15 protein-coding genes are annotated in these 23,262 nt (G+C 41.2%); 9 read left to right on the top strand and 6 right to left on the bottom strand.

Annotated features, from left to right (window positions below; all coding sequences use genetic code 11):
* The first annotated feature begins 62 nt into the window (after positions 1-62).
* Both nagP and J8Z25_RS12325 read left to right on the top strand, forming a co-directional pair.
* Positions 63-1,364 (top strand): N-acetylglucosamine MFS transporter NagP, encoded by a 1,302-nt coding sequence (gene nagP, locus J8Z25_RS12330; RefSeq protein ID WP_130050849.1) that lies wholly within the window; start codon positions 63-65, stop codon positions 1,362-1,364.
* Between the two features lie 744 nt (positions 1,365-2,108).
* Positions 2,109-3,655, top strand: a protein-coding gene (locus J8Z25_RS12325; protein WP_250661090.1) for an IS3 family transposase whose coding sequence is annotated in 2 segments (ribosomal slippage) — positions 2,109-2,589 and positions 2,589-3,655 — 1,548 coding nt in all. Because the reading frame shifts where the segments join, the coding sequence is not laid out codon by codon here.
* A 360-nt stretch (positions 3,656-4,015) separates the two neighbouring features.
* Here J8Z25_RS12325 and J8Z25_RS12320 read toward each other — a convergent pair.
* Together J8Z25_RS12320 and J8Z25_RS12315 are read right to left on the bottom strand one after the other, a co-directional pair.
* Complete coding sequence (locus J8Z25_RS12320) at positions 4,016-5,050, bottom strand: IS110 family RNA-guided transposase (protein WP_250661133.1); 1,035 nt, start codon at positions 5,048-5,050, stop codon at positions 4,016-4,018.
* A 328-nt stretch (positions 5,051-5,378) separates the two neighbouring features.
* Entirely contained in the window at positions 5,379-5,852 is a 474-nt protein-coding gene (locus J8Z25_RS12315) for a DciA family protein (protein ID WP_250661132.1), read from the bottom strand.
* A gap of 611 nt (positions 5,853-6,463) precedes the next feature.
* Here J8Z25_RS12315 and J8Z25_RS12310 point away from each other — a divergent pair.
* From J8Z25_RS12310 to J8Z25_RS12300, 3 genes are all read left to right on the top strand, one after another.
* Positions 6,464-7,351: an NTP transferase domain-containing protein gene (locus tag J8Z25_RS12310; RefSeq protein ID WP_250661131.1), complete on the top strand. Its 888-nt coding sequence runs from the start codon at positions 6,464-6,466 to the stop codon at positions 7,349-7,351.
* A 40-nt stretch (positions 7,352-7,391) separates the two neighbouring features.
* Positions 7,392-8,471, top strand: a complete 1,080-nt coding sequence (locus J8Z25_RS12305) for a phosphotransferase enzyme family protein (protein WP_250661130.1) — start codon at positions 7,392-7,394, stop codon at positions 8,469-8,471.
* 410 nt (positions 8,472-8,881) lie between these two features.
* Positions 8,882-10,428, top strand: a protein-coding gene (locus J8Z25_RS12300; RefSeq protein ID WP_250661090.1) for an IS3 family transposase whose coding sequence is annotated in 2 segments (ribosomal slippage) — positions 8,882-9,362 and positions 9,362-10,428 — 1,548 coding nt in all. Because the reading frame shifts where the segments join, the coding sequence is not laid out codon by codon here.
* Between the two features lie 356 nt (positions 10,429-10,784).
* On the opposite strand, the gene J8Z25_RS12295 is transcribed toward J8Z25_RS12300, so the two are convergent.
* Positions 10,785-12,383, bottom strand: coding sequence for a hypothetical protein (locus J8Z25_RS12295; protein ID WP_250661129.1), 1,599 nt, complete (start codon positions 12,381-12,383; stop codon positions 10,785-10,787).
* Positions 12,384-12,683: 300 nt separating this feature from the next.
* A complete protein-coding gene (locus J8Z25_RS12290) occupies positions 12,684-14,774 on the bottom strand; it encodes a YjbH domain-containing protein (RefSeq protein ID WP_250661128.1) in 2,091 nt (696 codons plus the stop codon).
* Between the two features lie 397 nt (positions 14,775-15,171).
* On the opposite strand from J8Z25_RS12290, the gene J8Z25_RS12285 reads away from it, so the two are divergent.
* Positions 15,172-16,718 (top strand): IS3 family transposase gene (locus J8Z25_RS12285; RefSeq protein ID WP_250661090.1). Its coding sequence is split into 2 segments (ribosomal slippage): positions 15,172-15,652 and positions 15,652-16,718, totalling 1,548 coding nucleotides; the frame shifts between segments, so codons are not numbered across the junction.
* A gap of 137 nt (positions 16,719-16,855) precedes the next feature.
* Here J8Z25_RS12285 and J8Z25_RS12280 read toward each other — a convergent pair.
* Positions 16,856-19,006: a TonB-dependent receptor family protein gene (locus tag J8Z25_RS12280; RefSeq protein WP_250661127.1), complete on the bottom strand. Its 2,151-nt coding sequence runs from the start codon at positions 19,004-19,006 to the stop codon at positions 16,856-16,858.
* Positions 19,007-19,883: 877 nt separating this feature from the next.
* Positions 19,884-20,729 carry a LysR family transcriptional regulator gene (locus J8Z25_RS12275; protein ID WP_130050851.1) on the bottom strand — a complete coding sequence of 282 codons (846 nt, stop codon included), beginning with the start codon at positions 20,727-20,729 and terminating at the stop codon, positions 19,884-19,886.
* Between the two features lie 124 nt (positions 20,730-20,853).
* Here J8Z25_RS12275 and J8Z25_RS12270 point away from each other — a divergent pair, with 124 nt between their 5' ends.
* The 3 genes from J8Z25_RS12270 (at position 20,854) to gcvH (ending at position 23,156) form a co-directional block, all read left to right on the top strand.
* On the top strand, positions 20,854-21,453 hold the full coding sequence (locus tag J8Z25_RS12270) for a hypothetical protein (RefSeq protein WP_130050852.1): 600 nt from the start codon (positions 20,854-20,856) through the stop codon (positions 21,451-21,453).
* A gap of 179 nt (positions 21,454-21,632) precedes the next feature.
* Positions 21,633-22,715, top strand: a complete 1,083-nt coding sequence (gene gcvT, locus J8Z25_RS12265; RefSeq protein ID WP_130050853.1) for a glycine cleavage system aminomethyltransferase GcvT — start codon at positions 21,633-21,635, stop codon at positions 22,713-22,715.
* Positions 22,716-22,766: 51 nt separating this feature from the next.
* The gene (gene gcvH / locus J8Z25_RS12260) at positions 22,767-23,156 is read left to right on the top strand and encodes a glycine cleavage system protein GcvH (protein ID WP_054551324.1); all 390 of its coding nucleotides are present in this window, start codon (positions 22,767-22,769) and stop codon (positions 23,154-23,156) included.
* The last annotated feature ends 106 nt before the right edge of the window (positions 23,157-23,262 follow it).

Here is a 23,262-nt window from a genome sequence, read left to right as displayed (position 1 = left end):
AAACAGCTTTATCTAGCTATAATCTCCAACCAAATAAAAATAATTAAACTAAGAGAACAATTATGGAAGCAACGGTTGAGTGTGACAACAACACAAAACAAAGCATCTGGCTGCCAATGGTATTGGCCGGCTCAATGTTTTTTATCTTAGGGTGTATAACGTGGCTTAATGGTGCAATCACACCATTTTTGCAGCAAATGCTTGAGCTTTCGCCGTTACAAGCTTCGTTTATCATCTCTTCTTTTTATATTGCAGTAACAGTTGCCGGCATCCCATCGGCGATGCTGATCAAACGTGTTGGTTATAAGAATGGCATGGCGATTGGCTGTGCGATTATGGCTTTATCGGCGCTGATGTATATTCCCGCTGCAAAACTGCAAATGATCGAGATTTTCTTGTTCGCGCAGCTAATGATTGGTGTTGGGCAAACCGTGCTTCAAACCGCAGTTAACCCATATGTGGTTAAAATGGGCTCTGAGAAATCAGCCGCCGTGCGTGTTTGTATTATGGGCTTATTAAACAAATTTGCAGGCGTGATCGTGCCGGTGATTTTTGCTGCAGTGGTAGTAAGCGGTGTTGTAGATGGCGCAGGTAAACTATCGCAAGAACAAAAAGATATTATGGCTAATAGCCTTATCATGCCCTATGTATTGATTGCAGCTTTAATCATGTTATTTGCCGCATTTGCTAAATTTGCTCCATTACCTGATTTAGTTTTTGATGAAGACAAAACATCAAACGGTAAAGGTGAAATTAAAGAAACGCTTGCACACCCACACTTGGTTTTAGGTGTTGTTGGTATTGCACTATACGTTGCTGTTGAAGTTATTGCGGCAGACACAATTGGTTCTTACGCATTACAGATTGGCGTTGCCGACTACTCAGTCATGACCTCTTATACTATGGCGTGTATGTTGATTGGTTACGCAATTGGTATTTTGACTATTCCGCGCTTTATGAGCCAACAAACAGCGTTATTAATGTCGGGTATTGCTGGTATTATTACCGTGTTGCTAGTGGTACTTGGCAGCAATGATTCATTCATTATTTCAAACTTATTATTAGTGCCATTTGGTGGCCCTGAGTTACCGGACCCTCTTTTGTGCATTGCGTTATTAGGCTTTGCTAATGCAATGGTTTGGCCTGCTATTTGGCCACTGGCTTTAGCTGGTTTAGGTCGCTTAACAGGCACTGCATCAGGCTTACTTATTATGGGTATTGCCGGTGGTGCACTCGGCCCATTGTTAATTGGTTTAGGCAATGTTGCTGGCCTTGGCGCACAAGGTGCATATATTGTCATGATCCCAAGTTATGTATTCATTTTATTCTATGCCTTAAAAGGCCATAAGATGAGAAGCTGGTAGTAAATTAGCAAACTAATTTTAAAGTTATGCAAAGCCGCGGTACGCCCATCACCGCGGCTTTTTTGATCGTAAACTAAAGCCATCAGCTTTCAGCCGTCAGCTATCAGATAGAAAAAGTTAGCGAGTTAGAAAGAGTAAAGGGGAGAGGTACGAGTTTCGAGGAAAGAGATACGAGTTGTAGGAGGCGTTTTAACGCCAAATTCGTAGCAGCGGGTTTACCGCGCGTAATTTACTGTTTTTTCTGTGGTTCACTATTTTTTTCACAAAGAGAAGACAATGAGAAAAGAATAAGAAAGACCATAAGATTTTGTAGTTTTTCCTCTAAAGCGCAGCGCCTCTTATCCTCTTTGTGATTATTATTTTAAATTATGTTTTCTCTATGTAACGCGAAGCGTCTCGGTGTTCTCTGTGGTTCACTATTTTTTGCACAAAGAGAAGACAATGAGAAGTGAATGAGTAAGCCAATAAAACTATTAGTTACTTTCCTCTAAAGCGCAGCGCCTCTTATCCTCTTTGTGATTATTATTTTAAATTATGTTTTCTCTATGTAACGCGAAGCGTCTCGGTGTTCTCTGTGGTTCACTATTTTTTACACAAAGAGAAGACAATGAGAAGAGAATGAGAAAGACCATAAGATTTTGTAGTTTTTCCTCTAAAGTGCAGCGCCTCTTATCCTCTTTGTGAGTATCTGTCCCCCTGTGTCAGGATAGTTGTCGCCTCTAACATTTAGCAGAGGCAAATAAAATGAGACGTCAATTTACACAAGAATTTAAAGTTCAAGCTGTTGAAAAAGCATTATCTCAATGTGATGATGTTCGCTTAGAAGATATTGCAGATGATTTAGGTGTCGGTTATTCAACGTTACAACGTTGGATAGCACTGGCAAAAAAGCATCAACTTGAAATACACCAGACGGGTAGCCAAATGACAGCAGAAAAACGACCACAAGACTGGAGTTTAGAAGAAAGGCTCAACGCGGTCATTGAGTGTGGAAGTTTAGATGAAGCCGCCATAAATGAATACTGCCGTAATATAGGGCTTTATCCGCATCATATTCAGCAATGGAAGAAAGACTTAGTAACACCACCTTCAAATAAAACAGTAAAGTCAGACAGTAAACAGCTTAAGCAAGAAATAAAGCAACTGCAAAAAGAACTGAATCGCAAAGATAAGGCCTTAGCTGAAACTGCCGCTCTGCTTGTGCTCAAAAAAAAAGCGGATGCACTTTGGGGTTTCAACGAGGACGATTAACAACAGCGACTGAGCGACATGAATTAATAACGCTTATCACAAACGCACAGGCTTCAGGGGCAAGGAAAGAAAAGGCATGTGAGTTACTTGGACTGACACTAAGAACCGTTCAGCGATGGATTGAAGCAGACGATATGACTGACAAACGGACGAGTACGAAAAAACAGCCGCCAAACCGTCTCACAGAGTTAGAGCGGCAGCGCATTATTAATACGGTTAATTCAGCCGAATATGGGCATTTACCGGCCAGTAAAATAGTCCCTAAGCTGCTTGATAAGGGCATATGGATAGCGTCTGAAAGTTCGTTTTATCGTGTCATGAAGGCACATAACTTATTAACGCATAGAGAAAAAGTAAAGCCAGCTAAGCCGATGAAAAAGCCAAGAGCATTGAAAGCAGTGCGTGCAAATGAAGTATACACTTGGGATATCACCTATTTACCAACGAGCGTAAAAGGGCAATTTTTATACTTATATTTAGTGATGGACATTTTTAGTCGAAAGGTTGTTGGCTGGCAGGTTTACGACACACAGTTAAGTGAATTAGCCGCAGATTTAATGAAGGATATTTGCAGTCGGGAGCAAATAAAGCGCGAGCAAGTCACGTTGCACTCAGATAATGGTAGCCCAATGAAAGGCGCGACATTACTGGCAACATTACAGGAGTTAGGGATTGTGCCATCATTTAGTCGACCGTCAGTAAGTAATGACAATCCATACTCTGAGTCGTTATTTAAAACGTTAAAGTATCGCCCAGAATACCCAGAAAAGGCATTTGAAGATATAAGCGCAGCAAGAGAATGGGTAAGTGGGTTCGTTGATTGGTACAATAATGAGCACCTACACAGTGGTATAAAATTTGTGACGCCAAACCAACGTCATTCAGGTTTAGATAAAGAAATATTAGCTAAGCGTCAGCAGGTAAACGACGCAGCTAAATTGAATAACCCAAGTCGTTGGTCAGGAAAGTCACGAGACTGGTCAATGATAAATGAAGTAAATTTAAACCCTGAGAAAAAAGAAGAAATGCGGGCGGCATAAAATTTAACTTGAGGCGACAACTAACTTGAAAAACTCCGAAACACTTCGGCACTAAAGTACCTTATATGGACTCCTCCTATTGCACAATACCCTTATATGGACTCCTCCTATTGCACAATACCCTTATATGGACTCCTCCTATTGCACAATACCCTTCGTTAATTTTGTCAGACTGCGTGCTTATATGCGGGCTCATAATGAGGAGCTACCTCGGCCCTTTGATGTATTCGCGCCCTTGTGCCTCTTCTCCTACTCGGTGTTTTAACACGCCAGGTACTTTACAGGCTATCAAGGGTGGGTCTAACCGCTTAACGCAGGTTCTTGGTCAATACTGTTGTTTCTGTTATCGAAGGCTAAATATTAATTTGCCAGTAGCATTGGTTCATAACTCGTGCCCTTTTTCAGCATGGCATACGCTGTCCTAACTGTTTTATTTGCTAACGCAATGGCGGCGCACTTCACACCGCGTCTTTCAACTAATGCTTTGAGCCATTGTTCTTTTTTCGTTTTTGGCTCGCGATGCTTTAGCTGACTGATGACTGCTCTGGCTCCGAGAAACAAGTGGCTCCGTAATGTTATCTCGCCACGGTATTTGGCTATATGACCTATTCGTACTTTTCCACCACTTGAGTGCTGGCGCGGGGTGACACCAACATTGGCTGCCGCATTACGTCCACTCGTAAAATGGGCTGTGTCACTTAAGCTTATTAATAAATCAACCGCTGTGATAGGCCCGACACCCTCAAGCGCCAGTAAGCGTTCACATTGCTCGTCTTGTTTTACTAAACCTGTCAGCAACTCATTTAATGTTTCTTTTAATGTTGATTGGGCTTTAAATAATTCATAGCACTGAGCTATACACTGCTTTAAACCAAAGGTTAACCCATTATCGCTATCTTCTAAAATCTCAGGGATAGCTTGCCTAAACGCGCATTCTGATTGCTTGATTATAATCCCAAATTCAAGTAACAAACCTCTGATTTGATTAGCCAACTGCCGTTTCTGCTTTTCAGCTAACGCACGCATTCGCTCTATCGACTGTAGACTTTGCTGTGCTTGTGTCAGTGATTTACACGGGCGAACATTAGGTGAGAAAGAAGCGGCGGCTATTGCAATAACATCATTTGCATCCGTTTTCTGACCAACTCTAAATGCTTTGACAAATCGAGGGTCTAGAATCACAACTTCATGACCAACACTACGCGCTTTGCGTGCCCAATAATGAGCACCGCCGCATGATTCCATAACAACTTTACAGCGAGGTGATGTAGTGAGTATGGTCAATAGTTCTTTTCTACTCACCGCTTTATTACTTTGTAGTTTTTGATGAAGAAACTTACCGACTTGAAAAACATTTTTTGCCAAGTCGATACTAATTAGGTTAAATTTTGACATGTATGGATTCCTTATTGGTAAAAGTAATTGTCCAATCTCTTTATACCGTACTCACCCTATTTGGGGGAGGAGTCCATACATCTCCTACATGCATTACAACAAACGCGACTATTCGGCTTCAAACTGAAAGCTGAAAGCTGACGGCTCGTGATCCACTTCTCTTTGTGCAAATATTTTTCCGCGCGAAATAAATTTCACGCCTACATCAAACGTAGGCGTCACGCTTGCTTGGCGCATCTTAATTAAGCACCAAGCCTACAAATTAATACAGAACACGCAAACCACACCGTTCGGCTCAAAATTGACAACTGAAAGCTGACGGCTTTATTTACTTCTTCCGCCCATGCAGGGCTAAGCGCTCTAACTTTGCTTTTAAAGATGGCGGGGCGTCTGCGGCGATGGCGCTGAGGTAATCAGCAGTTTGCTCGCTCATTTGACGTTTAGAAACAGGCTTTTGCTCTGGCTTATTTGTTGCTGATAAGCGCTGCGTTGCCTGTGGGTTTGCGGTAATTTTAATTTGCCCAAGCTCTATCATGCCTGCGGCACGAAAATGAGAAAGCATATCCATTTTTAAATAATTTAAACGCAGCGCAATCGGTGCAGAAACCGCTTCGATCATCAAAGTACCATCACGGTAATTACTTACTCGGCATTTTTTTGAAAGCGTTTCACCTAAAAAGTCATCAAGAATAGTTTGTTGAGAAGACAAGCCTTGGGTTTTACCAGCATAAGATGCTAAGCGACCACTCAAGCCCGCCATAATATCGCCAACAGCCTTTGGCGCGTATCTATCTTTTGCCATTAATCTTCTACCTAAAAGGGTTAATCACCACAAAGAGAATATACCACCTACGTAAATATGAAGCTATTAGGTTTGAGAGACGAGGGGTAAGTTACAAGTTACAAGTTACAAGTTACAACGATTGAAGGTGTCACCCTTACTTGGCAAGCCTAATTTATGGTTTAAAGCAATTATCACAAAGAGGCTATGAGACGCTGCGCTTCAGAGGAAGTAAAAATAATCTCGTGGTTTCCTCATTCTTTTCTCATTCACTTCTCTTTGTGCAAAAACATATTGAACCACAGAGAACATAGAGGCGCTTCGCGCTACACAGAGAAAACAATATTTAAAAAAGGTTTGGCCTCTCCTTCTCTTCCTCTGTGCTCTCTATGCCCTCTGTGGTTCAATCAAGCTCTCCGCGCGAAATAAATTTCGCGCCTACATCAAACCGTAGGCGTCACGCTTGCTTGGCGCGTCTTGCATTTAGCACCAAGCCTGCAAATTAATACAGAACCAACAAACAACACCGCTCAACTCAAAACTAATGAATTAAAGCTTAAAGCTCCCTTCCTCTTCCTCCTGCGTGATTGTTTCTGGTACACTTTTCTTTTGTTATTTATTTAACTTGCACGATGACACAACACTCTCTTACTTTAATCGTATTAGCCGGCGGGCTGGGTAGCCGCTTTGGCGGAAACAAACAAATTGCCGAAATTCCCGGGCTGGGCTGTACCATCATGGAACTGAGCATTCAGGATGCGGTTAAAGCAGGTGTGAGCCAAGCGGTGATCATCATAAATAAAAAAATTCGTGCTGAGTTTGAGGCAACAGTTTTACCGCGCCTGCCTGAATCGCTTGAAGTAATTCTAGTTGAGCAAGCAATTAGTGCTGTGCCAAATGGTTATGAACACTTAGCCGCTGAACGCCAAAAGCCGTGGGGCACAGGCCATGCTTTACTTTGCGCAAAACCCTATGTGAATAACCCTGCTATTGTCATTACTGCCGATGATTATTATGGCGAGTCTTCTTTTGTTATTCTTAGCGAACACTTCAAACAGCATAGTAACTGGGCCATGGTAGGTTACCCGATAAAAGACACTCTTTCGGCACAGGGTGGTGTAAACCGTGGTGTATGCTCTGTTAATAGCCAGCAGCACTTGACTGATGTAGTCGAGTACCTAGATATTAAACTCGAAAATAATGTTTTAAAGGGTAACAACCCACATGATGAAAGGTTAGCAATAGCTCAAGATTCACTTGGCTCAATGAGCTTTTGGGGAATAACACCTAGTTTATTTAAAGACTTAGAAAAAGGCTTTATTGAGTTTTTAGAAAATACTGACAACGGTGTCATTAAAGAGTACTATTTACCCAATGAGATACAACTCGCGATTAAAGATAACCGCCAAGCTGTAACCGTTTATACTGCAAAAGAGCCATGGTATGGCGTGACCTACAAAGCTGAATTGGATGCAATAGCACACACTTTATGTCAGTTACGTCAAAAACAAAACGATTAGCCCTCGCCTCTTCTTGCAAAAAATAAGTAATGGAAAATTAATGAAGTCGAATCCTGTTGCAACTTATCTTTCTGAGCACTTTGGCTTAGGTACAGATAACGTAACGTTAAAGCCAATTGGCAATGGCCACATCAACACAACCATGTTGCTTAAAGCTGAAGAAAACGCTTTAGTTGTGCAAAGATTAAATACCGATGTGTTCCCTAATCCTGAGCACCTAGTTGAAAATGCACGGCTAATTGAGCAACACCTAAGCGAAAAGCTTAGCAATGGTGAATATAACCTCGAAATTATTCGACATATTCCAACTCTCGAAAATGACTTTTTAGTTGAATGCGATCAAGGTGTTTGGCGTGCACTCGAATTTATTGGCGGCAGTTATAGTGAAGATGTTGTAGCAACTATCTCGCAAGCACAAACTGCAGCCAATGCATTTGGCCAATTCGCACTGGCTTTACAAGATTTTCAGGCTGAACAGCTACATCATGTGATCCCTGATTTTCATAACTTAGCGATGCGCTTTGATGCCTTTAAAAAGGTGCTCGAAAAAGATCCCGTAAATCGTGTAGCACTTTGCCAAGACGACATCGACTTTTGTTTAGCTCAGCAATCTCTTGTTGAAGAGCTAAAACAGCTTGAAGGTAACATTCCTTTAAGACCATGCCATAACGATACAAAAATCAATAACATGCTGTTTTGCACACAGTCAGATGATGCAAAAGCAGTTATCGACCTCGATACCTGTATGCCAGGTTATTGGCTATTTGATTTTGGCGATATGGTGCGCACCTTCTGCTCACCTGAGCAAGAAGATTCAACCAATCTAAATAATGTACGTGTTCGTGAAGAGATCTTTGCCGCCATCGTTAAAGGTTATGTCGAGCCACTACAAGATGTGATCACCGACGCCGAAAAAGAAAGCTTTTGGTTAGGCACCAAGGTCATGACCTTTATGATTGGCCTGCGCTTTTTAACAGACTTTATTGATGGTGATAATTACTTTGCCACCAAACATGCAAACCACAACCTTGAGCGCGCCCGCAACCAGTTTGCTCTATATCGCGATATTCTTGAAAAAGAGCACACGTTAAAAGCGATTTTAGATATAAACAAGGGCTAGGTTTTATATATTCACAAAGAGGATAAGAGACGCTTCGTTTTAGAGAGAAACAATTTGGTATGTTATTGTCTTCTCGTTCTTTCCTCATTCACTTCTCTTTGTGCAATTATTTTCGCGCGAAATAAATTTCACGCCTACATCCACCGTAGGCGTTACGCTTGCTTGGCGCGCCTTACATTCAGCACCAAGCCTGCAAATTAATAAAGAACCCACAAACCACACCGTTCGACTCCAAACTGACAGCTGAAAGCTGATGGCTTGCCTTTAAACATATTTGAACCATAGAGTAAACAGAAGCGCTTCGCACTACACAGAGAAAACCAAATTGTCACAAAGAGGACAAGAGACGCTTCGCTTTCCCCCTGTGTCAGGATAGTTGTCGCCTCTAACATTTAGCAGAGGCAAATAAAATGAGACGTCAATTTACACAAGAATTTAAAGTTCAAGCTGTTGAAAAAGCATTATCTCAATGTGATGATGTTCGCTTAGAAGATATTGCAGATGATTTAGGTGTCGGTTATTCAACGTTACAACGTTGGATAGCACTGGCAAAAAAGCATCAACTTGAAATACACCAGACGGGTAGCCAAATGACAGCAGAAAAACGACCACAAGACTGGAGTTTAGAAGAAAGGCTCAACGCGGTCATTGAGTGTGGAAGTTTAGATGAAGCCGCCATAAATGAATACTGCCGTAATATAGGGCTTTATCCGCATCATATTCAGCAATGGAAGAAAGACTTAGTAACACCACCTTCAAATAAAACAGTAAAGTCAGACAGTAAACAGCTTAAGCAAGAAATAAAGCAACTGCAAAAAGAACTGAATCGCAAAGATAAGGCCTTAGCTGAAACTGCCGCTCTGCTTGTGCTCAAAAAAAAAGCGGATGCACTTTGGGGTTTCAACGAGGACGATTAACAACAGCGACTGAGCGACATGAATTAATAACGCTTATCACAAACGCACAGGCTTCAGGGGCAAGGAAAGAAAAGGCATGTGAGTTACTTGGACTGACACTAAGAACCGTTCAGCGATGGATTGAAGCAGACGATATGACTGACAAACGGACGAGTACGAAAAAACAGCCGCCAAACCGTCTCACAGAGTTAGAGCGGCAGCGCATTATTAATACGGTTAATTCAGCCGAATATGGGCATTTACCGGCCAGTAAAATAGTCCCTAAGCTGCTTGATAAGGGCATATGGATAGCGTCTGAAAGTTCGTTTTATCGTGTCATGAAGGCACATAACTTATTAACGCATAGAGAAAAAGTAAAGCCAGCTAAGCCGATGAAAAAGCCAAGAGCATTGAAAGCAGTGCGTGCAAATGAAGTATACACTTGGGATATCACCTATTTACCAACGAGCGTAAAAGGGCAATTTTTATACTTATATTTAGTGATGGACATTTTTAGTCGAAAGGTTGTTGGCTGGCAGGTTTACGACACACAGTTAAGTGAATTAGCCGCAGATTTAATGAAGGATATTTGCAGTCGGGAGCAAATAAAGCGCGAGCAAGTCACGTTGCACTCAGATAATGGTAGCCCAATGAAAGGCGCGACATTACTGGCAACATTACAGGAGTTAGGGATTGTGCCATCATTTAGTCGACCGTCAGTAAGTAATGACAATCCATACTCTGAGTCGTTATTTAAAACGTTAAAGTATCGCCCAGAATACCCAGAAAAGGCATTTGAAGATATAAGCGCAGCAAGAGAATGGGTAAGTGGGTTCGTTGATTGGTACAATAATGAGCACCTACACAGTGGTATAAAATTTGTGACGCCAAACCAACGTCATTCAGGTTTAGATAAAGAAATATTAGCTAAGCGTCAGCAGGTAAACGACGCAGCTAAATTGAATAACCCAAGTCGTTGGTCAGGAAAGTCACGAGACTGGTCAATGATAAATGAAGTAAATTTAAACCCTGAGAAAAAAGAAGAAATGCGGGCGGCATAAAATTTAACTTGAGGCGACAACTAACTTGAAAAACTCCGCTTTAGAGAAAACTCCGACAATTTGGTATGTTATTGTCTTCTCGTTCTTTCCTCATTCACTTCTCTTTGTGTAAAAGTTTTTAAATTCGTAGGAACGGCTTTAGCCGTGAATAAAATAAAGATGTTCGGCGTTAAAACGCCTCCTACATCGTAGGCGTCACGCTTGCTTGGCTCGTATGGCATCTACCACAATAGCAGTAAACAAACACATCGCAATTCAGCCTGACGGCTGACGGCTACTATAATCCAGACAAAAAAAAGCCGCTTAAAGCGGCTTTTTATTTAGGGATTAAACCCTAAGTATTACTAACAAATATATTAGCTACCAGTTACTGTTTCACAAACAGCTGTAAGTGCGATTGACTCAGAAGTACCGTCAGCTGTAATGGTAGTAGAATCTTTCTTTGTACCATTTGTTAATGGGATTCGTGCATTAATAGTAACTTCGTAAGTGCTACCTTCAACAAGGTCAGCTAGTGAGAATGTACCACCTGAACCTGAAGCAACAACTTTCTTCTTGTTAGCTAAGCTATACTTAACTAAAGCACCGCTCATATCGATTGTTTGGGTAGAATCGTTAGAACATGCAGCCGTTACAGTGAAATCTTCTGAAGTGTAAGTAACAGGGTTAGCTAGTGCTACAGGTACCTCACCACATACATCAACTTCGCCGTCAGATTCAAACCAAACTTGACCGTTACCGTCAGTTACAGTTACAGATGCAGTTGCAGTAGAAGAAATACCATCTTTCTTAGCTTGACCCGAAGTGACTACAATATTATTTGAGCTGTTTGAGCTAATTTTACCAGTATAGCTTGCATCAGAAGAATCTAGAGAAACCGTTAAGCCTTTAGCTGGAACATCATCACCACTAACTGCTACTGAGATACCCGAACTACAAACATCTACCGGTGCAGTTGAAGCAAAGAATGTTAAGTGGCTTGTTTGGAAGCTACCAGTGTAAGTACCTGAAGTTGCATTAAGAGCACCTACAGTTACCATGTTAGTTTCTGACTCCCATAAACCCGTGTCTTCGTTATGAGACTTAAGACCTAGCATATCGCCAGTTTGAATAGCTTCACCATTGATCATAGTGTCAGATGGAATCGCCATTGAAACAGTGATAGGGTCAGAGAATTTCTTAATTTTCTTACCTTCACTGTTTGTCATTGTAACATTAGCAACACCAACAGCTTTAACTGTTGTTTCTGCATCAGCGTCATTAATATTTGCAGGTACAATAGATTGTGCTGCAGAAGATGTAGCATCAGCGCCTGTTACGTTTAATGAAATTTCACCAGATACAGGTTCTTCATTTTCATCAAGTAAAATAACACCCGCTGGTACAGTTGCAGACGCACTTGAAGCGCCTTCTTCAGTAGCTGCTTCGATTGGTGCAGAAGTAGTACCACCCGCTTCAACTGTAGCTTCAACTACAGTATCAGCAATACCTTCAGCAGTTTTTGATGTTAGAGCTAAAACTTGGTCAATTGAAGTTTCGCCTTCTTCAGCCACTAGGCTAACTGCGAATGTTTTACCAACATAACCATCTGCAGTTACGTTTACAGTTACTTCTTCAAGTGTTGCACCGTCTTTAACGGTGAAAGTAACACTACCATCTTCAGTTGTAGTAGTTGTTAACGCTTCACCATCAACATCAACGATGTTACTAGATACAACACCGTCTTCTAAAAATGTTACGGTAGCATCAACCACATCAGTTGTAGCAGAATCAATAACACTAGTGTTAACAACTAGGCCTAGTTCAGCAGGCGCTTCAGGTGGAACAATGACGGTTACAGGTGGATCTACCGGATCTGGTACGACCTCATTTTTGTCGTCATCACTCGAACAGCCTGAAAGAGCAAAAACAGATGCTACAGACATTGCTAGTAGCGTTTTTTTGTTAGTAAACATAGGGAGTCCTTTTATTCCTTTTTTAAATAAACGTATCAAATAAGGTCGATTAATAATGAAAAGTTATTAGCCCGACTCTAATCTAAGAGTTATTAGGTAACAACTTTACATAGCTACCTAGAAGGTTAAATAACAATCACAACATTTGCAACAGTCATTTCGCATATTGAGCCTTTATTTTTCACTAAAAAGGCTCAATATGAATTATAGGTAATATTTACAATCCATCAATTATGATTACAAAAAATAATTTCATACTCTGTGTATTCAAATTAACAGAAAAAAACATATATAAATTGATTACTTATATTCAAGGTACACATCTCGCAAGCGGCTAAAGTTAGCGTACACATAAGCTTTTGATAAACGACCTTGATTTAAGAACTTGCGGTCTAAGCTTATATTATTAAATGGTGTGTATGCACGGTTAAACACTACAGCATTTTTAGATTGTCCCACTTGAGTATCGATTGCGTGACGCCAAGCTTGGTTACCTTTAACTTGGCCATAGCGGCTCACACTCATGTCTTTTCTTGGTGTAAGCGGGATGCTAAAAGCAAAGCCAATTTTTTTCACGCTCGTGTCTTGCGCATAAACTGCAAGATAGCTATCGCCAAACCAAAAGCGGCTTTCAACTTTAAAACCAGAGTCGTCATAAAAGTAGTTACCTGCCTCAGCGTGCAAGGTTATATCTTGTTCAACCCAATTAAACTGGTAAGAAACTACCTGAATATCTTTGTGTGCATCGTAATCTTGATAATCATAATAGCCAATATTGGCACTCACTTTATGTCGGCCTTCAGGGCTTAACCAAGTTGTTTCGTTTTGAATACCCATATAGTCTTGGTAATCTTTAAAATAACCAAGCTGAGTTTGGTTATAAATACCGTAAGGCAATGCAAATGTTTGATAAAGTGTTGCTCTGTCGAGCTCAGACTCTTCGCGATAATATCTAAACGGTGCATCTTTTTCGTAGTCATCACTATCGGCTACGTGCACTTGGCCGCCCAAGTTAAGGCCTGCACCCTGCCATAATGGGACATCAACGTCTGCACGAACCGCAAATGAAAAGTCGTACACACCAAGTTCTGTCGCATAGTTATTTCTAAGAACAGGGCTTAGTGACACTCTTGGTTTAAAATAAGGCGTACTTGTATTCATTAAACCAACCCAAGTTAATGCTCTTGGCAACGGCATTGAGCCTTGAAAAACAATTACTTCTGGGTGTTTTTTCGCAAGAATAAATTCGCGGTATTCGTCTACATTACCTTTTAAGCTAAGCTGAGGAATATCTTGCTTAGACATCATTACATTAAACTCAGCACCTTCGCTGGTTACATATTGAGAAATGCGCCCAAGCACAAGGCCTATAGCATCAAGGTCGTTACGGTTAAATACTGAGTTTTCAAATTTTACTGCAATTTGCTTATCACTGTTAAAACCGACTTGTACACTTTCGAAGCCATCTTTAACCAAAGCATGCTTTAAAGTAGCTGCTTGTTTGGTCATTTCTTTATTGCTTTCGAAATAACGGTGTGCATTAGGGTCTTTAATGGTTACAGGTTCTTTATTAGCCTTTAGTTTAAAGTATGCTAATTCGTCACTTTCTGATAAAACGGGTTCTGGCGCACTTTCAATAGCCTCATATTCAGGTTTTGTGAATAAAGGCATTTTAAAATTAACGCCCCATGAAGTGTCTTCTTCACTGTAGTCTGTATTGCTATAAAAACGGCTAGTGAATGTTAATTCACCTATATCATATAGCCACTTTTTAGGGACCGTAACTTTTGCTGCGGCATTAAAAGCATCGGCGTCATGTTCAGCTTGTAGTGCAAACCAGTCAAATGGTTGCCATTCAACCCCCGCAAACGGGCCATCCATTTGGCCGCTAATACGGTCACTTACAGCGTAACCTGCTGAGAACCTAAAATCCCATAATTCTTTAGAGGCAACTGCATAATAGGTTTCGTAGTTATTTGCTGCACCGCCGATATCTTTTGCACCAATTGCAACAGTAAACCACTCTTTAGGTATATAAGGTAATTGATACTTAGCATTAAATGATAAATCGCGCAGTTGACCACTGCCTTCAGTATAAAACAAATTGTCATTCATTGATTCGGCTGCTATTTGGCCACTTACCTCAAGGCCATCAAATAAACCAGCTGAAAAAATAAAATTATGACCATCAACATACTCCCCACCTCTTAGGTCAAGCATATTGTTGTAACCTAGATCAATATGACCAACGTCAATAACACTAGCGTTAGGAGTGTTTATTAGGCCTGTATAGCCAGTAAAAGATTGATAGTTATTTATTTTTTCTGAAGCTAGCACAGGAGCGCAAAGAGTAGCTAACCCGCTAATGAGTAAAGTGTTCGCCTTTAGCATAACTCGAATCCATGAAGAATTATTAGAATTTTTTGTTAACGCCAATATAGCATTAATTAATTAATTTAGTTAGTTATTCATCTTTAAAAAGTTAATACAAAAATGAAATTTAAATCATAGATAAAACCAAAATATCACAAAGAGGATAAGAGACGCTGCACTTTAGATAAAACAACTTATAAGATGTATTGGATCCCTTTTTTTCTTCTCATTCACTTCTCTTTGTGAAAAACTTATTTGAACCACAGAGAACACCGAGGCGCTGCGCGCTACACAGAGAAACCAATATTTAAAAGAGGTTTGGTCTCTCCTTCTCTTCCTCTATGCTCTCTATGTCCTCTGTGGCCCCCTGTGTCAGGATAGTTGTCGCCTCTAACATTTAGCAGAGGCAAATAAAATGAGACGTCAATTTACACAAGAATTTAAAGTTCAAGCTGTTGAAAAAGCATTATCTCAATGTGATGATGTTCGCTTAGAAGATATTGCAGATGATTTAGGTGTCGGTTATTCAACGTTACAACGTTGGATAGCACTGGCAAAAAAGCATCAACTTGAAATACACCAGACGGGTAGCCAAATGACAGCAGAAAAACGACCACAAGACTGGAGTTTAGAAGAAAGGCTCAACGCGGTCATTGAGTGTGGAAGTTTAGATGAAGCCGCCATAAATGAATACTGCCGTAATATAGGGCTTTATCCGCATCATATTCAGCAATGGAAGAAAGACTTAGTAACACCACCTTCAAATAAAACAGTAAAGTCAGACAGTAAACAGCTTAAGCAAGAAATAAAGCAACTGCAAAAAGAACTGAATCGCAAAGATAAGGCCTTAGCTGAAACTGCCGCTCTGCTTGTGCTCAAAAAAAAAGCGGATGCACTTTGGGGTTTCAACGAGGACGATTAACAACAGCGACTGAGCGACATGAATTAATAACGCTTATCACAAACGCACAGGCTTCAGGGGCAAGGAAAGAAAAGGCATGTGAGTTACTTGGACTGACACTAAGAACCGTTCAGCGATGGATTGAAGCAGACGATATGACTGACAAACGGACGAGTACGAAAAAACAGCCGCCAAACCGTCTCACAGAGTTAGAGCGGCAGCGCATTATTAATACGGTTAATTCAGCCGAATATGGGCATTTACCGGCCAGTAAAATAGTCCCTAAGCTGCTTGATAAGGGCATATGGATAGCGTCTGAAAGTTCGTTTTATCGTGTCATGAAGGCACATAACTTATTAACGCATAGAGAAAAAGTAAAGCCAGCTAAGCCGATGAAAAAGCCAAGAGCATTGAAAGCAGTGCGTGCAAATGAAGTATACACTTGGGATATCACCTATTTACCAACGAGCGTAAAAGGGCAATTTTTATACTTATATTTAGTGATGGACATTTTTAGTCGAAAGGTTGTTGGCTGGCAGGTTTACGACACACAGTTAAGTGAATTAGCCGCAGATTTAATGAAGGATATTTGCAGTCGGGAGCAAATAAAGCGCGAGCAAGTCACGTTGCACTCAGATAATGGTAGCCCAATGAAAGGCGCGACATTACTGGCAACATTACAGGAGTTAGGGATTGTGCCATCATTTAGTCGACCGTCAGTAAGTAATGACAATCCATACTCTGAGTCGTTATTTAAAACGTTAAAGTATCGCCCAGAATACCCAGAAAAGGCATTTGAAGATATAAGCGCAGCAAGAGAATGGGTAAGTGGGTTCGTTGATTGGTACAATAATGAGCACCTACACAGTGGTATAAAATTTGTGACGCCAAACCAACGTCATTCAGGTTTAGATAAAGAAATATTAGCTAAGCGTCAGCAGGTAAACGACGCAGCTAAATTGAATAACCCAAGTCGTTGGTCAGGAAAGTCACGAGACTGGTCAATGATAAATGAAGTAAATTTAAACCCTGAGAAAAAAGAAGAAATGCGGGCGGCATAAAATTTAACTTGAGGCGACAACTAACTTGAAAAACTCCGCTGTTGAGTCACGCGATATAAAATCGCACTAACTCACACCCGCAAAAAAGCCGTGGGATTTTCATCACACGGCTTTTTAAATTTCGCTAAAACGTTTTATTAAAACGAGTAGCTGTAACCCAGTTGTAGGCTACGTGGTTTGCCAGGTTGAATACCACCGTTTGCACGGTTTGCAACGTAGGTTTTGTCAAACAGGTTGTCTATTGTTAAGTACACTTTTTGTTTGTCGTCGATTAGGTATTTAGCAGCTAAATCCCACACAACGCGGCTGTCGATTGCATTGCGACCTGAGTCTGTTAAGTCTGCGTGTGCATCGGACACGTAACGCATTTGTGTATCGAATACAAAGTTTGAGAACTCAGCACCTACAGAAAGCGCTAATTGGTTTTCAGGTACGTATGGCATTGCATCGCCTTTTTCTACGCTACCCCAAAGATCAGATTCAAATGCATTATCGAACTCAGAATCAGTGTAAGTGTATGTTAAGCGAACTGGGAATGAAGCTGCATTTGTAGCAAACACTTTACCTGCGCTTAGCTCAAAACCAGACACCGATACTTCACCGTAGTTGTATTGATCGCCAATGTTGTCATCGCTACAACCAACAGACGCAGTACAGTTACCGTGCATGTTTGTGTAGTCAGAGTTAAAGTAAATTACTTCACCTTGAATGCCAGCGTAATCGTAACGACCACCTAGCTCAATGTTGACACTCTCTTCTTCTTCTTGGTTTGCATTACCAGGGGCTGCTGGTGCGTAACCTTTTTGAATACCAGCAAGCAGCGTTAGGTTGTCGCTTACTGTGTATGTTGCACCTAGAGATGGCACTAAGATCTCAGTGTCGTTGCTGATGTCTTTTGTTAAACCATTTTCACGGTTTGGATCAGACTTAGCCCATTCAACACGTTTGATTGTGATGTCTTCGTAGCGAAGACCAGCGCTAATTACTAATGCATCAAGTGACCACTCATCTTGAATGAAAAGGGTAGTCGCTTCGGCGCTATCTAAACGGTTACTGTTTGAACCTGGAACGCCTTTTTCTGTTAGCGTCATTGATAAGTCTTGGTTAAGCGTGTATTTGTCTTCCCACTGGAAACGATCCATTTCATCTTCATGGTAACGTGCTCCAATAGTAAAGTAGTGGTTACCTGCTGGAATATGGAATTCAGTTTGTAAGCCTTTTGCTTGGTAATCTCGGTTATTTGCTTTTACGCCAACACCCTCAATACCTTCGCTAGTTGGGTTTGCTTCAAATTCACTGTATTGCTCAAGGTAACTTGTGCTTACTTTACTTGCTTTATACCAGTTACGGTGGAAGTCGTTTAAGTAAGCTGTAGCAAGTAGCTCGTAACCTTTACCAAAACGGTATGCATAGTTAATTTGGTATGCATTGTGTTGTGTGTTCATTTCGTCGTTTTGCGATGCAGCATAACGACGATAAGGGGTTGCTTGGTAATCAGCGTCAGTTAAACCCATGTAAGTTTCGTCAGAACGCTCGTCTGAGTACTTTAATTTCATTTCTAGGCTGTGTGCTTCGTTGTCACCAAAGTCAAAACCAAACTTTAATAAGAAATCGTTCTTTTCAAAGCCTGTGTTGTCGCTGCCAACTGGTAAGTCTTTAAAGCCATCTGCGCCGTAAGTAAATACTTCTACAAGGCCAGCAGCGTTGTTTTTCTTTTTACCGAAGTAAGCATGACCTTTGTAGAAACCATCGCTACCAAGTTCAGCGTTAAGTAAACCTTTAGAGCCTTCTGTTGGTAAGCTACGCGAAACTAAGTTTAAAACACCACCGGTTGTACGCGGACCATACTTAACAGAAGCAGCACCTTTTAGTACTTCGATAGACTCCATACGACCCATAGTAGGGAAGTAGTAAGCAGAAGGAGCAGAGTAAGGTGCAGGTGCGACAAGTACACCATCTTCCATTACAGAGATTTTGTCGTTACGGCCTGTGCCTGTACCACGCATACCGATATTAGGACGAAGACCATAGCCGTCTTCTTCTTGTACATATACACCAGGTACAGCACTTAAAACACGAGAGATATCAGTGTATTCAAACTTTTCTAGTTCTTGCTCGTCTATGAATGTAGCAGAACCTGGAATATCGTTAATTGCAGATGCAGAGCCAATTACAGTGATTTGCTCAAAGTTTTTCTCTTCTTTAGTTACATCTTTTGCAAAAGCATTCGCGCTTAAAGATAAAGCGACCGCAGTCGAAAGCGTAGAAACAATAAACTTAGGTGTCATTGTGTGTCCTGTGTATTTAGATTTTTTTAACGGGCGCAATTAAAACATGTAATATAATGCGAATCAATCCTATTTGTAATAAAAGTACTGTTATCTGTAAGTTGTTGTATTTATTTATTTAAATAAATTACAGTAGTATTGTAATATCATTCTGGTTCGGTGATCTGTTAAGTAAAACTTAACAAGTTAGCGAGTTAGAAAGGGGAAAGAGCAAAGAAGCTTTAAGCTAGATTGTGCCTGCACATAGTTAAATAGAAATGCTCGCCTGTAGGCGTGAAATTTATTTCGCGCGATATTTCTTAAACAACGGGTAATTCGTAGGTCGGGCTTTAGCCCGTCAATGTTAGTGATTATGTGTCGCCATAAATGACGATCTACAATATTATTTTGCACAAAGAGAAGAGAATGAGAAGAGCCAAAAGAGAGTTTGTTTTCCTCTGAAGCGAAGCGTCTCTTGTCCTCTTTGTGATTTTTACTTTCTCTATATAGCGCGAAGCGCCTCGGGGCTCTCTGGGATTCAATATTTTTTGCACAAAGAGAAGAGAACGAGAAGAGAATGAGACACGCCAAAAAGAGTTTGTTTTCCTCTAAAGCTCAGCGTCTCTTTTCCTCTTTGTGATTTTTACTTTCTCTATGTAGCGCGAAGCGCCTCGGTGTACTCTGTGGTTCAATATTTTTTTTGTACAAAGAGAAGAGAACGAGACGAGCCAAAAGAGAGTTTTGTTTTCCTCTAAAGCGCAGCGTCTCTTTTTCTCTTTGTGAATATTCATTTTATTATGCGATATGAAATCGCTGCTACAATTTTGCTAACTTGCTAACTTGCTAACTTGCTAACTTGCTAACTTGCTAACTTGCTAACTTGCTAACTCACTCACACCTATGTCAAACGCAGGGCGATGAACTCAGCAAGTTTATCGACGGCGGTTCCTGGGTCTTCAGTGCGTTTAATTAAACTAATACCTATTTGCCCAAGTTCAGGTAGGTCTTTGGTTTGTAATTGGTAATTCAGCTCATTAGGTACGGTGCTTTTTGCGAGCACAGTAATGCCTAAGCCTTCTTTTAACGCGGCAGTCAGGCCGGTTAAGTCAGCATTACTGTAGGCAATACGGTATTTTATACCGGCACTTTGTAGTGCTTCTATTGCTCTGCGGCGATAAATACATCCCTCAGGTGCGGTGACTAGCGTTACCACATCGTTTTGTGCAAGGTTTAAATCGCCTACCCATACTAATTGGTCTTGCATAAAAATAGGGAACTTGGCTGACTCTAGCTCTTCGTTTAATGCCAGTACTAAATCGAATTGATCTTGGCGCGAGACCGACAACAAATGTTTACTCAAGCGAGAGCGAACTTCTAGTGATACATCCGGGTAGAGGGCAACGAAGTCACCAATGATTGAAGGTAGAATACGTGCGGCAAATTCACTGGGGATCCCCAAGCGCACTTTACCAGTGACATTTTCGCTAGTGAACTGCTGCAAAATAGCATCGTTTTGTTGCAGCATTTGTTTAGCTAATGGCATAAGCAATTCGCCATATTGATTAAGTACTTGGCGCTGACCTTGTTTTTTAAATAGCTTATGGCCAAGCATGTCTTCTAGGCGCTTAATTTGTAAGCTCACAGCAGGTTGCGATAGCCCCAATAATTCACCAGCTTTGGCAAACCCGCCAACTTCAACAACGGTTACTAAAGTACGTAAGCTATCGGTAGAAATGTTCTTCATTAAAAAATTCTATTTATAGGGCTATATATATAAGCATTATTTATCAATTGATAAATAATTACAATTTGTTGTTGCCAGCACGGCGCAATATACTTCAAGCATTAACGATTGATAGGTGTCACATATGACTTTTACGCCAATAATGTTTGCTCGCCACAGCCAAGCTGAGACTCCAGCAGATAATGTGCTACGAGCTAATAGCGATATTGCCATTATGGATTTTAGTGGCACTGAAGCAATCCCATTTTTAACGGCTATTTTAGGTCTTGATATTAATAAGCTAACTGCTAGCGGTTTAGGCTTACGTAGTTCATTAGACGATGACCTAACAAGCAGCTACGCTTATGCCCTGTACTACTTTAACGAAACTGCATTTCGTTTTGTGTTAGGTAAAGATGCTAGCGTGCAATTACAGTCGCTTATAAATGAGCAACAACTACGTTACGACATTGATTATGTAATGCGTGACGATTTAAGCGCGCTAACCCTAAGTGGTGAGCAGGCGTTTGATGCCTTAGTAGACAGCTTTAAGCTAACGCCGGGGCTGCGTTTGTCAGACATGCGCAGTTGTTATGGTGCACAAAGCGGTGAGGTATTTATTACCGCGATAGATAACCAAGCAACACAGCAATTTCAGCTGGTGGCGCGCCAAGCAGAGCTTGATAAATGGCAAACGCACTTACAGCAGCTCGGCTTTGATTTAGCCTTAGCCAACGTTGCTTAAAACATAAAATATTTAAAACAGCTACGCACTTGGGTGTTTAGCTGTTTTTTAGTTACAAAATCGCAATTTGGGTGTGACAACTGTGCAACTAATGTATAATCGCCGCCCATGTTATTCCCCCTCATTAAATTGAGGCCACGCCCCACACTAGTGGGTTAATTTAAAAGTGAAGGAATATTATGACTTCTAAAACAGTTTTACATGCTAAGCACCTAGAAGCTGGCGCAAAAATGGTTGATTTCCACGGCTGGGAAATGCCAATCAACTACGGCTCACAAATCGAAGAGCATAATGCGGTTCGCACAGATGCAGGTATGTTTGACGTATCTCACATGACAATTGTCGATATTCAAGGCGAGCAAGCACAAGCGTTCTTACGTAAGCTAGTTGCAAACGACGTTGCTAAGTTAACAGTACCGGGTAAAGCACTTTACACAGGTATGCTTAACGAAGAAGGCGGCGTAATCGACGACCTTATCATCTACTTCTTCTCAGAAACGAACTACCGTTTAGTTGTTAACTCAGCAACTCGTGAAAAAGATTTAGCGCATTTAGCTAAAGTTTCAGCTGATTTCGCCGTAACGGTAACTGAGCGTCCTGAGTTTGCAATGATTGCTGTTCAAGGCCCAAATGCACGTGCCAAAACAGCAACAGTACTTACTACAGAGCAACAAGCTGCTGTTGAAGGTATGAAGCCTTTCTTTGGTGTGCAAGCAGGTGATTTATTTATTGCGACAACAGGCTATACTGGCGAAGATGGTTATGAAATCGTAGTACCTAACGATCAAGCTGCTGATTTATGGCAACAACTTCTAGACGCAGGCGTAGCGCCAGCAGGTCTAGGTGCTCGTGATACATTACGTCTTGAAGCAGGTATGAACCTTTACGGTCTAGATATGGACGAAAGCGTTTCTCCACTTGCTGCAAACATGGCGTGGACAATCGCATGGGAGCCAGAAGATCGTAAGTTTATTGGTCGTGAAGTATTAGAACAGCAACGCGCTGACAAGAGCACAGACAAACTAGTTGGTTTAGTGCTTGAAGAAAAAGGCGTATTGCGTAGCGGTTTAAAAGTCATCGTTGAAGGTGGTGAAGGGGTGATTACCTCTGGTACATTCTCACCAACCCTTGGTCACAGTGTTGCGCTAGCACGCGTTCCGCGTTCAACTGGCGAAACAGCCCAAGTAGAGATGCGTAAAAAACTGGTTAACGTTAAGGTTGTTAAACCTTGCTTTGTACGTAACGGCAAATCAGTTATCTAAACTATAAAAAATTTGGTGTTATCACCCAATATAAACCAAAGGAACAAAAAGATGAGCAATATCCCAAGCGAATTAAAATATGCTACTTCACACGAGTGGGTTCGCGACGAAGGTGACGGTACGTTTACTGTAGGTATCACTGAGCACGCACAAGAACTTCTTGGCGACATGGTATTCGTTGAATTACCAGAAGTTGGTGATGAAGTTGACGCGGGTGAAGACTGCGCAGTAGCTGAGTCTGTAAAAGCAGCATCAGACATCTACGCACCAATCGGCGGTGAAATCGTTGCAATCAACGAAGAGCTTGAAGATTCGCCTGAAACAGTAAATAACGACCCGTACACTGACGGTTGGTTATTCCGTATCAAAGCATCTGACACATCAGAGCTTGATAACCTGTTAGACGCTGAAGGCTACGCTAACACAATCGACGAAGACTAATTAATTAGTCACGCCGACTAAAAGCCCCGTCTAGATCCCCAGCTAATTAAATGCGTAGCTTGGGTTTCACTGGGGCTTTTATGATTTTATAGCTTACTTTTCCATA

The sequence above is a fragment of the Pseudoalteromonas sp. SCSIO 43101 genome (genome assembly GCF_023650775.1).
Lineage (GTDB): Bacteria > Pseudomonadota > Gammaproteobacteria > Enterobacterales > Alteromonadaceae > Pseudoalteromonas > Pseudoalteromonas apostichopi.
This window is presented reverse-complemented; position numbering and strand designations above follow the sequence as displayed.